1 protein-coding gene is annotated in these 231 nt (G+C 68.4%); it reads right to left on the minus strand.

Annotated elements, in window-relative coordinates; all coding sequences use genetic code 11:
* Positions 1 to 15: 15 nt before the first annotated feature.
* The coding region (locus FVA95_RS30495) for a hypothetical protein (protein ID WP_205016124.1) at positions 16 to 231 on the minus strand (216 nt) is incomplete at its 5' end.

The following is a 231-nucleotide window of genomic DNA, read 5'->3' on the forward strand; positions in this document are numbered from 1 at the left end:
ATGCAGAGTCGCCCGTTACCGGCGTCCGGGGTCCAGCGGCGCGGTGTCGGGGTAGATCTCCTGACCGTTGTTGTAGTCGCGGGCGATCACGGCGAGCTGAGCCATGATCGCCTCACGCAGGAACTGCGCGATCGTGTAGGACCGGCCGGTGACGCGCCGCACGATGCGGACCGCGGCCCGTGCCCGCAGATGGAGGTCGCGAGGGATGTTGACCTTGCTCAGCCCGTCCAC

This window comes from Pseudonocardia sp. EV170527-09 (assembly GCF_008369905.1).
In the GTDB taxonomy this organism is placed as follows: domain Bacteria; phylum Actinomycetota; class Actinomycetes; order Mycobacteriales; family Pseudonocardiaceae; genus Pseudonocardia.